Origin of the sequence: Dehalococcoides mccartyi 195 (assembly GCF_000011905.1) — a bacterium.
GTDB classification, from domain to species: Bacteria; Chloroflexota; Dehalococcoidia; order Dehalococcoidales; family Dehalococcoidaceae; genus Dehalococcoides; species Dehalococcoides mccartyi.
In genome coordinates this window covers 932,957-945,305 of record NC_002936.3, presented here as the reverse complement: position 1 = coordinate 945,305, position 12,349 = coordinate 932,957, and the positions used below count along the sequence as shown (strand labels likewise).

Annotated in this window: 8 protein-coding genes and 1 other annotated feature; of the genes, 5 read left to right on the top strand and 3 right to left on the bottom strand. The window is 49.6% G+C overall.

Translation table 11 applies throughout. From position 1 onward, the window contains the following. Window positions 1-163 precede the first annotated feature (163 nt). Window positions 164-3,208 (top strand): isoleucine--tRNA ligase, encoded by a 3,045-nt coding sequence (gene ileS, locus DET_RS05370; RefSeq protein WP_010936733.1) that lies wholly within the window; start codon window positions 164-166, stop codon window positions 3,206-3,208. 12 nt (window positions 3,209-3,220) lie between these two features. On the opposite strand, the gene DET_RS05365 is transcribed toward ileS, so the two are convergent. The 3 genes from DET_RS05365 to DET_RS05355 all read right to left on the bottom strand — a co-directional run bounded on the left by DET_RS05365 (window position 3,221) and on the right by DET_RS05355 (window position 6,652). Then, entirely contained in the window at window positions 3,221-4,342 is a 1,122-nt protein-coding gene (locus DET_RS05365; protein WP_010936732.1) for a S1C family serine protease, read from the bottom strand. Between the two features lie 8 nt (window positions 4,343-4,350). After that, complete coding sequence (locus DET_RS05360; RefSeq protein WP_010936731.1) at window positions 4,351-5,166, bottom strand: S1C family serine protease; 816 nt, start codon at window positions 5,164-5,166, stop codon at window positions 4,351-4,353. Between the two features lie 121 nt (window positions 5,167-5,287). Further along, window positions 5,288-6,652 carry a TrpB-like pyridoxal phosphate-dependent enzyme gene (locus tag DET_RS05355; protein ID WP_010936730.1) on the bottom strand — a complete coding sequence of 455 codons (1,365 nt, stop codon included), beginning with the start codon at window positions 6,650-6,652 and terminating at the stop codon, window positions 5,288-5,290. 146 nt (window positions 6,653-6,798) lie between these two features. Further along, window positions 6,799-7,062, bottom strand: a binding site (T-box leader). A 160-nt stretch (window positions 7,063-7,222) separates the two neighbouring features. Here DET_RS05355 and DET_RS05350 point away from each other — a divergent pair. The 4 genes from DET_RS05350 to DET_RS05335 all read left to right on the top strand — a co-directional run bounded on the left by DET_RS05350 (window position 7,223) and on the right by DET_RS05335 (window position 11,814). Then, window positions 7,223-8,746: a class I adenylate-forming enzyme family protein gene (locus DET_RS05350; RefSeq protein ID WP_010936728.1), complete on the top strand. Its 1,524-nt coding sequence runs from the start codon at window positions 7,223-7,225 to the stop codon at window positions 8,744-8,746. A 75-nt stretch (window positions 8,747-8,821) separates the two neighbouring features. After that, window positions 8,822-9,676 carry a DegV family protein gene (locus DET_RS05345; protein WP_010936727.1) on the top strand — a complete coding sequence of 285 codons (855 nt, stop codon included), beginning with the start codon at window positions 8,822-8,824 and terminating at the stop codon, window positions 9,674-9,676. A 48-nt stretch (window positions 9,677-9,724) separates the two neighbouring features. Beyond that, entirely contained in the window at window positions 9,725-10,327 is a 603-nt protein-coding gene (locus tag DET_RS05340) for an AAA family ATPase (protein ID WP_041223373.1), read from the top strand. Continuing rightward, complete coding sequence (locus DET_RS05335; RefSeq protein WP_010936725.1) at window positions 10,327-11,814, top strand: leucyl aminopeptidase; 1,488 nt, start codon at window positions 10,327-10,329, stop codon at window positions 11,812-11,814. The genes DET_RS05340 and DET_RS05335 overlap by 1 nt, the downstream gene beginning before the upstream one ends. Window positions 11,815-12,349 lie beyond the last annotated feature (535 nt).

Sequence of the window (12,349 nt, the reverse complement as noted above, 5' to 3'; positions counted from 1 at the left end):
GGCCAAGTAGACCTGGCCGGGTTCGCCACCCGTTATAATGGGCGGGGCATGTTAGTGCCCTTATGAGAGCCTCTGCTTTAGGGCAGGGGAAGCGGGGTGGTACCGCGGGCTTATTTGTCCCGTCCCTGATAAGGACGGGATTTTCTTTTTTAAGAGGTGATGAATGTTTAAGGCTGTGAATCCCAGACAAAACTTCCCCCAGATGGAAGAAGATATCCTGAAACTTTGGCAGGACAAGGGCGTATTCAAAAAGAGCATTGAAAACCGCCGTGACGGCAAGCGTTTTACCCTGTACGAAGGGCCGCCCACTGCCAACGGCCGTCCCGGTATTCATCATGTTCTTTCACGGGTTTTTAAGGACGTAATACCCCGCTACAAGGTTATGAAGGGTTATTATGCCCCCAGGATTGGCGGTTGGGATACCCATGGCCTGCCGGTTGAGCTTGAGGTGGAAAAAGAGCTGGGCTTTACCAGCAAAAATGATATTGAAAAGTACGGCATTGCCGAGTTCAATGCCCGTTGCCGTTCCAGCGTTTTTAAATATGTGTCCGAGTGGAACAAGCTGACTGAACGGATTGCCTACTGGGTGGATTTGGACAATGCCTATATAACTATGGATAACAACTATATAGAGAGCGGCTGGTGGGCGCTTAAGCAAATGTGGGACAAGGGATTAGTGTATCAGGGGCATAGGGTTACCCCCCATTGCCCGCGCTGCGGCACTTCGCTAAGCTCTCATGAGGTGGCGCAGGGATATAAGGATAATACCGAAGACCCTTCCGTATTTGTAAAGTTTGAAATAGCCAAAGAAAGTCTGGCCAAGGCAGGTTTGGCAAAGAAATGGGCTTACCCGGCTGACAAGCCGCTTTACCTGCTGGCCTGGACTACTACCCCCTGGACTTTACCTGCCAATACCGCGCTGGCAGTATCCGCTGCGGACCAGTATGCCATACTGGATATGACGGACTATTATATGATACTGGCCAAACCCCGTCTGTCAGCCCTCAAACTGGCGGAAAACCCCGTAGCGGGGGAATGCCTGGGCAGTGACCTTAGCGGGCTTTTTTATAAGCCGCTGTTTGACCCGCGGGAATTCGGTATTCCTGTAAGAAATATGCAGGATAACTCTGAGACAGGTGTTTCTGAAGAACTGCTTTATCCGGTAATCACCACCAGCTATGTATCTATGGATGACGGTACGGGTATAGTCCATACCGCCCCGGCTTACGGCGAACTGGACTATGAATCCGGGGTGAAGTACGGGCTGAAATTTGTCCACCACGTGGATTTGCAGGGCAGGATAACCGGCAGTTACCCGTTTGCCGGCAAATTTGTTAAAGAAGCTGACAAGGATATCTCCCGCAACCTGAAAGAGCGGGGGCTGATGTTCCGTAATGAACGTATGCACCATACCTATCCGTTCTGCTGGCGGTGTGATTCCCCGCTTATTTATTACGCCAAGCAAAGCTGGTATATACGGACTACCGCGGTCAGAGACGAACTGATAAAGGGCAACCAGCAGATAAACTGGTATCCCGAACATATAAAAGACGGCCGCTTTGGAGACTGGCTGGAAAATAATATTGACTGGGCTTTTTCCCGCGAGCGTTACTGGGGAACGCCTGTACCCATCTGGCGGTGTGAAAAGTGCGGCCGGACGGAGTGTGTCGGCGGCATTGACGAACTCAAAGCCAAGCCGAATTTTAAAGGCATGCAGGAAAAACTGGATATCCACCGCCCATATGTAGACGAGTGGACTTATGACTGTGATAAATGCGGCGGGAATATGAAACGGGTTACCGAGGTTATGGACTGCTGGTATGACTCCGGGGCTATGCCGGTTGCCCAGTACCATTACCCCTTTGAGCCCGAAAGCAGGTCTATTGCCAAAGACGGGCGTTTCCCTGCTGACTATATCTGTGAGGCTGTAGACCAAACACGCGGCTGGTTTTACAGTTTGCATGCTATTTCTACCCTGATATTCAACCGCCCCTGTTATCAGAATGTAATCTGTCTGGGGCATATACTGGATGAGCGCGGCGAAAAAATGAGCAAGTCCAGAAATAATGTTATTCAGCCGGCTACGGTGCTGGATAAATACGGGGCAGACGCTGTCCGCTGGTATTTCTATACTGCGGCCCCTCCCGGAAATGCCAGACGCTTTTCCGAAAAACTGGTGGGTGAGGTAACCCGCCAGTTCCTGCTGATGCTCTGGAACGTATATTCATTTTTCGTTACCTACGCCAATATAGACAGCTTTACCCCTTCGGAAAAGTATCTGGAAGGCGAAGTGCCCGAACTGGACAGGTGGATTTTATCCGAGCTTAACCAGCTGGTGCTGGATGTAGATAAGGGGTTGGATAATTATGACCCCACTCAGGCCGGACGGCGGATTGAAGATTTTGTGGGATACCTTTCCAACTGGTATGTCCGCCGCAGCCGCCGCCGTTTTTGGAAGAGCGAAAATGATGCTGACAAACTTTCAGCCTATCAGGCTTTGTATACCTGTCTGGTTACTCTTTCCAGACTGCTGGCTCCCTTTACCCCGTTTGTAGCCGAAGAACTCTACCAGAACCTGGTGCTTTCGGCAGACCCGTCTGCTTTGGAAAGTGTCCACCTGACGGATTTTCCGGTGGCGGACACAGCGCTTATAGACGAACAGCTGGATAACGAAATACGGCTGGTGATGAAGGTTTCCAGTATGGGGCGTTCTGCCCGAAGCAAAGCGGCTCTCAAAGTCCGCCAGCCTCTGGCTGAGGTGCGGGTGGTACTGGCTTCCGCCGGTGAAAGAACAGGACTTATGCGTCTGGCCGAGCAGGTGCTGGAAGAGCTGAATGTAAAGGCTTTGGCAGTGGAAGAGCCGGGCACAGTTATACCGGAGAAAAACTATGCCGCAAGTACCGAAGGGGCTTATACAGTAGCCGTCTATACCGGACTTTCACCCGAACTGCTGGCTGAAGGCACTGCCCGCGAGATTGTCCACCGTTTGCAGACTATGCGGAAATCTGCCGGATTTGAGATTGCAGATTATATAAATACTCATTATCAGGCTGATGAATATCTGGATAGTGTTATCCGGATGCATAGCGAGTATATAAAGAAAGAAACACTCTCCAACCAGCTTATAAAGGGAAACGCCCCCGAAGGGGCGTATGCTGAAAGTCTGGATATTGACGGCCACTCCCTAAGCCTGTGGGTGGCACGCTAAAAAACTAAAAAACTAGCTTTCCGGCGGCGGGGTCTCTGCCAGTGTCAGAGTGACAGTAGCGGTTACTCCGTCCCGGAAATAGCTGACCTCTATTTTATCGCCTATCTTTTTGCCGTGGATAGCTAGTATCAGTTCTTCATCAGTCAGCACTGGCTGGCCGTTTATGGCCAGAATAACATCATTTGCCATTAGACCTGCTTTTTCGGCGGGTCCGCCTTCAGACACGCCCCGGATAAGCACCCCTCTGTCTATGCCCAGCCTGAAGTATGACTGGATTGAACTGTCTACGGTCAGTATGCCGGCCACTCCCATAAAAGGCCGGGTAATATAGCCTTTTTTGACCAGCTCTTCAATGAAGGTGCGGGCGGAGTTTATATTTATAGCGTAGCCTACCCCTTCCACCCCCACTTCCGCTATTTTGGCAGAGGTAATGCCGATAACCTCACCGGCCATATTTACCAGCGGGCCGCCGGAATTGCCTTCGTTTATGGCTACATCTGTACCTATCAAACCGTACAGGGTTACACTCTGGTCAACGGTTATCTGGGCATCCAGACGGCTTATCCAGCCGCCTTTCATGGTTATCCCCAGCCCCAATGCATTGCCGATAGCCGCCACCGGTTCGCCTACTTCCAAAGCTGACGAATCACCTATATATACAAACGGCAGGTCTTCACCCAGTGTATCCACCTTGATTACCGCCAGGTCTGTGCGTGAATCTGTTACCACCTGGCTGGCGGTAAAGGTACGGCCGTCTGAAAGGGTGACGGTGACAGTGCTTCCGCCTTCAACTACGTGGTTGTTGGTAATAATATAGCCGCTGGGGTCTATTATGAAACCCGAACCTGAGGCTACGGCAACCGTTTGGCGGCCGAATATATCCTGGGTTATGTATTCCACATCTACCGCTACCACGGCTGGTTTTACCATGGCAACCACCATGGCATAGTTGGCCAGTTCCGGCAGATTCTGCTGGGGAGTGGGGAATGTCCAGTCTGCATCAATAGGGGTAGAAGTGCTGTCGGTATTGTCAGAGTTTATAGGCTGGGATAAGTAATCACAGCCTCCGCTGAGAACACTAACAACAAGTACTATGCCCAGAAACAGACTTAATAATTTTTGTTTCTTTTTCATAGTTTTGCTCAAGCCGGCAGCTGGGAGATAAGGTTATTGATAATGGGCAAAGCTATATACAGGCTGATAGCATAGCCGATGCCCTCCACCCCTACCTCCTGTATTTTGGCGCTGGTTATGCCGATAACTTCACCCTGATAGTTTACCAGCGGTCCGCCGGAGTTACCCGGATTTATGGCGGCATCGGTTTCTATCAGCCCGGTCAGGCTTTCGGTATCGCTGAACTGAACAGTGGTATTTAACCGGCTTATCCAGCCGCCGGTCATGGAAATACCCATACCCAGCGCATTACCTATAGCGGCCACCGGTTCTCCTACCGCCAGTTTAGATGCATCACCTAGCTTGACTGCGGGCAGATTGGTGGCATCTATCTTTATCACCGCCAGGTCGTTGGCCGGATAAGTGCGTACCGCTACCGCATTGAAAGTGCGCCCGTCATCCAGGGTTACTGTTATGCTGGTGGCGTCCTCCACCACGTGGTTATTAGTTACGATAATCCCGTTTGAATCTATAATCCAGCCGGAGCCGGCAGCCTGTTCTACTACTGTCCGCCCGAAAATATCACGGGTGACCAGCTCTACATTTATAGCCACTACTGAAGGTTTTACCGCTTTTACGGCATTTACGAAATTAACCGGGCTGGGCACACTGCCCAGCTCATCACTGCCGTCAGACAGATTTTGGTTATTACTCTGGTTTTGGGTGTCATCTTCAGGAGAATTGCTGAACTCCTGAAGCAGGTCACAGCCCTGAGCCAACAGCATGGATACCACCAAGCTGATTGAAATAAACAGACCGAAGAAATTCTTGGAAAATTTTTTCATAGCCTCTTCCTGTATGGAGTTATTGGTTTTATTATAGCAGGAAATTGTGTAGAAATTATTTATAAACTAAAGGGAGGGGTTTTTTGCCCCTCCCTTGTGAAAACAGTTTTGAGGTATTTGCCTAAGCGCTTACTTTGGGCAAACCTTTCTGGGCTTCTTTAACCAGTTCGGCAGGGTATTCATAATTGCTCAGCTTGCCCCGCAGGTACAGGTCATAGGAAGCCATGTCTACGTGGCCATGGCCGCTGTGGCAGAAGAGTATAGTCTTGGCTTCGCCGGTTTCGCGGCATTTCAGGGCTTCATCAATAGTCGCCCTTATGGCATGGTTGGTTTCGGGTGCGCTTATGAAACCTTCGGTCTGGGCAAACTGTATGCCTGCCTCAAAGGTCTCTATCTGGTTGACCGCTGTGGCCTCAATCAGGTTCAGGCGGCTGAGGTGAGACAGCAAAGGAGACATACCGTGATAGCGCAGACCGCCGGCATGTACCGGAGGCGGCATAAACTGATGTCCCAGAGTAAACATTTTCATCATGGGGGTCATGCCGGCTTCGTCACCGAAGTCATAGGCATCCAGCCCCTTGGTCAGTGAAGGGCAGCTGGCAGGTTCAACAGCCATAATGCGGGTATCCTTGTGAGTGCCATTGAGCTTGTCTTCTACAAAGGGCAGGGCAATACCGCCGAAGTTAGAGCCGCCGCCTACGCAGCCAATAACTATATCCGGGTAGCAGTCTGCCATAGCCATCTGTTTTTTGGCTTCCTGACCGATAATAGTCTGATGCAGCAGAACATGGTTAAGTACGCTGCCCAAAGCATACTTGGTGCCGGGATGGGTTACGGCGTCTTCCACCGCTTCGCTTATAGCAATACCCAGGCTGCCGGGGCATTCGGGGTCACGTTCCAGTATTTCACGGCCTATCTTGGTATCCGGGCTGGGGCTGGGTACAACTGACGCACCCCAGGTTTCCATCATGACCCGGCGGTAAGGCTTCATATTGTAGCTTACCTTTACCATATAGACCTTGCACTCTATATCAAAAAATTTGCAGGCCATGGCCAGCGAAGAGCCCCACTGTCCGGCGCCGGTTTCGGTGGAAATCCTCTTTATGCCGGCTTTTTTATTGTAATAGGCCTGAGCCAGAGCAGTATTGGGTTTGTGAGAACCGGCCGGGCTGACATCTTCCAGTTTGTAAAAGATTTTGGCCGGGGTCTGCAAGGCCTTTTCCAGCCTGTGGGCGCGGTAAAGGGGGGTAGGCCGCCAGATTTTATATATTTCCAGCAGTTCTTCGGGGATGGGTATATGCCTTTCGGGGCTGAACTCCTGCATGATAAGGCTCATGGGGAATATGGCTTCCATATCAGCCGGAGTTACCGGCTGGCCGGTACCCGGGTGCAGAACCGGGGGCAGCGGTACGGGTAAATCAGGCTGGATATTGTACCAGACCTGGGGCATATCCTTTTCTTGCAGTAGAAACTTGGTTTGAGCCATGGCTGTTCTCCTTGAGATTATTTTAGTATCCGTTTTGCCTTGGTTTAGTATTTACTTCCCTGTTGCCAGTCAGCCCCAGTCCATCTAAAGCCTCCTTAGCCGTATCAGGTTTGTCCGGGCAGGGATAATAAAAAACCCTCTGCCCTGAAAGGGGCAGAAGGTTCACTTCCGCGGTACCACCCTAATTAGCCGTAACCCTAAAGCTACCGGCCATCTTTAACAGGCACTTGGGGCGAACCCTTTATGCCTTAGGATACGTTAACGCTTCCCCTGCGGCAAGGCCTACTTGGATAACTCCGTTCGGTTTGCGGCTCCCAAGTCCATTCACCCTCTGCGTCAGCACCGGCTCACACCTTGCCCGGCTCTCTCAGCCTCGCTTGAAAATTACTAGTCTTGTTCACAGCCTTTGAATATTCAGTTAGCTACATATTAATCACTGGGTGTCTGCTTGTCAAGCTGGTTTCCGTTAAACAAACAAAATGAATGATATTAAAAAATTGATACAAAATATAAAATCTGGTACACTGGCTCATCTAATGCTTCAGACAATATATTTCCGGATGGTGAGATTTGAATCTTGCTGACAGGCTTTCAGAAATAGTGGCAGCCCGGCCTGAGGCTGTCGCTTTGAAATCTGAAAATAAACAGGTTACTTATAATGAATTGGACAGTATTTCCGACTGTTATGCCTGGGCGCTTACCCGCCGGGGAGTGGTTGCGGGCGAACGGGTGGCGCTTCTGATGCCAAACTGTTTTGAATTTGTGTTTTTTTATTTCGGTATAGTCAAAATAGGGGCTGTGGCCGTACCGCTTGACCCCAAATACAAATGGCCTGAACTGAAAGCTTTGCTGGATGACTGCCAGCCTGTAGCCTTGGTTTGCCAAACCGAGGGGCTAAATGTATTGCACCCGCACCGCTCTGAACTGGGTTATATCCAGCATTATATCAGTCTGGAAGATACCGTTTATCCGGGTGTAGCTGTACTTAAAGACTTTTTGGCTAACATATCGGAGTTGCCTTTTGAAATTGATGTGCCTGAAACTCAGGTAGCCCATATCGCTTATACATCGGCTGCCCAGTTACGCCCGCAAGGCGTCATGATAAGCCATGAAAATCTGGTAAAGACAGCCGCTATTTCCGCCTGCGGGTTTGAACAAACGGCCGAAGACAGGGTAATACTCTTTGCCCTGCCGCTTCATCACGTCATCGGGCTGGTGGTGGTAATGCTGGGTACTCTTTTTTGCGGCGGGAGTGTGATACTTCTTTCCGGTGTTTCTATAGACTGCCTGCTAAAAACTATTGAAAGGGAAAGCATTACCGTATTTCTGGGCGTTCCTTTTATTCATGCCATGCTGGTTCGCCATTTGCGTGAAAATTCTTCTGAATACAATCTGACTTCACTCAGGTTATGCGGCAGTGCCGGTGCGCCCCTGCCCCCGGAACTGGTGCTGGCCTACAGGATTTTGCTGGATAGGGACTTGGTGGATTTTTACGGCCTGACTGAATCTACTTCCCATGTAACCTGCCAGCCGTTAGACCGAAGCGGTAAACCCGGTTCAGTGGGTAAAACACTTAACGGGTTTGAACTGGAGGTGGTGGATGGGGCAGGGCATTTATTACTGCCGTTTCAGGCGGGGGAGGTCATTATCCGCGGGCCGGTTATGCAGGGGATATACCGTCAGCCTGAAAGAACCAGCCAGATGTTGCGTAACGGCTGGCTTTATACCGGGGATATCGGCTATAAGGATAACGAGGGATTTGTTTACATAAAGAGTTTTATTAAGCCCATGCTTATTACCAAAGGTCAGAATATATATTTTTCTGACCTTGAAGATTTGCTTCTTTCATGCCCGGGGGTGAAAGAAGTACTGGCAGTGGGGATACCTGATCCTGATGGTATGCGGGGTGAAGTGGTTCGGGTGGCGGTGGTACTTCGGGACGGGTTTGAGCAAACCCCTGCCGGTATTAAGAAATACTGTCTGGATAATCTGGCGCAGTATAAAACCCCCCGGGAAATCTTTATTTTAAAAGAACTGCCCTGTGATTTGCTGGGTTTGCCCTGCCGGGAAACTCTAAGGCAGATGCAAAAATGAGCGGAATGTATATATTGCCAAACTCATAGCTATGTGTATAATAAGTTACATACTGTAGCTGATGAGAGGTGAAATATGGCTAACGTAGCCATAGTAACCGATACCACTGCCTGTATACCCTCCGAACTTGTCCGGAAATACCAGATAGAAGTTATTCCGATAGACGTTGTGATAGACGGCAAGGTTTATCCCGATAACGAACTAAAGCTGGGCCGCTTTTACCGGATGCTAAAAGAATCTCCCCTGACCGCTAAAACTATTGGTTCGGTGCCGGGTCCTTATATTGAAGCCTTCAGCCGTTTGGCGTCCAGAACTGACCAGATATTGTGCATTACCGAGCCGGTGCGGTTTTCGGGTATGTTCAATGCCGTCCAGCTGGCGGCCATGCAGGTACTGGAAAAGCAGAAAAACCTTTGTATAAAAGTAATTCCCTGCGAAACAGCGGCTGCCGGTTTGGGGCTGGTAGTTATGGAAGCCGCCCGCCAGGCTGAATCCGGCAAAAGCCTGAATAATCTGGTTGCCCAGGTAAATACCCTGATGCAGAGGGTATATCTGTATGCCACTTTGGATACCTTTGATTATTTAATTAGAGGCGGGCGTATTCCTAAAATAGCGGCTCTGGCAGATTCTGTCCTTCAGATAAAGCCGGTTTTTACGCTGCGGAACGGGGATGCCCAGACTATAGCTCTGCCGCGGACTGCTGAAAAAGCTTTGCAGAATATACTGGACTTGATGACCGAACACGTAAAGGGCAAAGGGAAACTCACAGCGGCGGTAATGCACGCTGATGCCCTGGAACGGGCACACGGCCTTGAACAGAGCATAAAGGAAAAATATCCTCAGGCAGAAATTTTGCTGATGGAATTTACCCCGGTGATGGGGGTGCATACCGGTCCTGGGGTAGTCGGAATAGCTTTTTACGAGGCTTGAAAACTGTCTGGGTTTTTTAGTTTTTTTGGAATATAATGTTTAGTTATTATGCTGCTTGCGTCTGAAAATGATACCGGATTATTGCTGTCCAGTTTGGGGAAGTTGCCTCCGCCGGAGAAATGCCCGTTTCTGCTTATACTTGTCGGGCTGCCGGGAACAGGTAAAAGTACCTTTGCAAAGCATTTTGTAGAACACATACCGGCTGTGGTACTGGAGAGTGACGCTTTGCGTAAAACCCTGGTAACACAACCGGTTTATACTGATACTGAGCATACCAGAGTTTTTACGGCAGTGCATACGCTTATGGCCAAACTGCTAAAGCAGAAAGTATCTCTGGTGCTGGATGCTACCAGCCTGACTGCTAAAGACCGCGAACCTTTATATAAGATTGCCTCCGGGGCGGGAGTCAGAAATTTTGTTGTAGAGATTGATTTGCCTCCGGAGATTATCAAAAAACACCTGAACGAGCGGATACAGCAGGGTACATCCCGCTCTGATGCGGATTGGGAGATTTACCTGCAGCTGAGGCCGAAGTTTGAGCCTGTTTCCGGTAAATGTTATCGTATAAAGAGTGAGTCTGACTTTCAGCCGGTGCTGGAGTATCTAATAAAAGATGTAAAAAACTATATTTCACAAGAGGAGTGCAGATAATGGAAATAAAAGTCATTCAGCAAAACCCCCGGTCAATTACGGCTGATGTTTTGGCAATGCCTGTTTTTGAAGGGCAGGATTTGAGTTTTGAACTTAAAGAACTGGATGCCAAGCTGGGGGGCAGCCTGGCTGAAATGAAGGATAAAACCGAGCTCAAGGGCAAAACAGGAGAGCTTGATCTGATAAATACGCTGGGCAATCTACCTGTCCGCTATTTGGCCGTATTCGGTTTGGGAAAAGCTGATAAATTCGGGCCTGACGAACTCCGTAAGTCTGTGGGTGAGCTTGCAAGGGCTTTATCCAAAAAGGCTTTCAAGAATATGGCTATCTGGTTAGGCGAGCTTCCGCTTGCGGCAGATGTGCTGGCTGAAACAGCGGTTGGCGGCGCACTTATGGGCAGTTACCGTTTCCGCAAGTATTTTACCAGCGGCAATGAAAACGGGGTGATTGATGAAGTTAAACTGGCACTGGGGGACAATGCTGACCTGTCCAGCGCCTCACAAGGGCTTATCAGGGGGCAGATTATAGCCGAAGCGGTCTGTTCTGCCCGTGACCTTATAAACGAACCTTCCAGCAACATGACCCCTACTGATTTGGCAGATTTTGCACAGCGTTTGGCCGAATCTACAGGCCTTGGCTGCCAGATATTTAATGAATCCCAACTGCTTGAAAAAGGCATGGGTGGCGTGCTGGGAGTGGGGCAAGGCTCATGTCAGGCACCCAAATTTATTGTCCTCAAATATACCGGGCGTGATAGTGATGAAATTGATTTGGCTTACGTGGGTAAAGCTATTACGTTTGATTCAGGCGGCATATCCTTGAAACCCTCGGATAAAATGTGGGAAATGAAGTCGGATATGTCCGGCGGGGCGGCCGTGATTACATCTATGGGGGCTATTGCTAAGCTGAAACCGGCGGTAAATATTATGGGTATTGTGCCGGCTACTGAAAACATGCCCAGCGGCTGTGCTATCAAGCCGGGTGATGTTCTGCGCATGGCCAGCGGAAAGACGGTAGAAATCCATTCTACTGACGCTGAGGGGCGGCTGATACTGGCTGATGCCCTTGATTATGCCTGCCGGCAGGGGGCTAAACAAATAGTAGATATTGCCACCCTTACCGGTGCCTGCTCACGCGTATTCGGCAGTGCCTGCAGCGGCGGTTTTACCAATAATGACGACTTTTATGCCGGGGTTGTATCTGCTGCCAAACAGGCGGGCGAATGCATCTGGCAGCTGCCCACTTTTGAAGAGTATAGAGAAATGATAAAGAGCGATGTGGCTGATATAAAAAATGTGGGCGGTGCGGTTGCCGGTGCCAGCACGGCGGCTTTGTTTCTGGAAGAATTTGTGCAAGATACACCCTGGGTGCATTTGGATATTGCCGGCACGGCCTATCTTGATAAGGACAGCGGTTACCGGATCAAGGGCGGTTCAGGAGCATCTGTAGCTACTCTGATACGTTTGGCAGTAAATACTGCAAAATAATTATAAATATATGGCTGAAAACCTTGACTTTTGTGCTAAAATGAATGGGTTGCAAATGAGGGTTGGTTTTTGCAAGCAATGTACTGCCTTCTCTTGCATCAGGACAGATTATCCTGGCCGGGTTTAGCCCAGGGTGAATAATATGCCTCAAGATTCTGCAATTTTGGTTTTGCCAAAGTTGTTTTTGTGGTTGGAGGCAGATTATTTGTTATTGGGCTGCTATTACATAGGCCGGGGGTTTTAATATCTGTGAAAAAGCTGCAATATGGCTAAGCTGACAGCCGATGCTTAACCGGGTAAAAACTCTGGTGGAGTATTTTTTAGCCGGGATAATGGCATCGGTTTTATGCTTTAGTATCGGGCTGAATAGGGGCATCCGATTTGTGACTTACCAAGCCGGCAAGTCGGGGGTGTTCTTCAGGTGGGGGGCATTTTGACCTGCTCCATTCACCTGCCGAATATCGGCCGCAGTTTAACCCAAGATAACCAAATATTAAGATGCCATTTTACTTATTATGATAAACCAGGAGTACAT

Excerpts from the sequence above, each read along its gene's own strand:
- DET_RS05345 (WP_010936727.1), top strand. The coding sequence starts at position 8,822 with ATGGCTAACGTAGCCATAGTAACCGATACCACTGCCTGTATACCCTCC.
- ileS (WP_010936733.1), top strand. The coding sequence starts at position 164 with ATGTTTAAGGCTGTGAATCCCAGACAAAACTTCCCCCAGATGGAAGAA.
- DET_RS05355 (WP_010936730.1), bottom strand. The coding sequence starts at position 6,652 with ATGGCTCAAACCAAGTTTCTACTGCAAGAAAAGGATATGCCCCAGGTC.
- DET_RS05335 (WP_010936725.1), top strand. The coding sequence starts at position 10,327 with ATGGAAATAAAAGTCATTCAGCAAAACCCCCGGTCAATTACGGCTGAT.
- DET_RS05365 (WP_010936732.1), bottom strand. The coding sequence starts at position 4,342 with ATGAAAAAGAAACAAAAATTATTAAGTCTGTTTCTGGGCATAGTACTT.
- DET_RS05340 (WP_041223373.1), top strand. The coding sequence starts at position 9,725 with ATGCTGCTTGCGTCTGAAAATGATACCGGATTATTGCTGTCCAGTTTG.
- DET_RS05360 (WP_010936731.1), bottom strand. The coding sequence starts at position 5,166 with ATGAAAAAATTTTCCAAGAATTTCTTCGGTCTGTTTATTTCAATCAGC.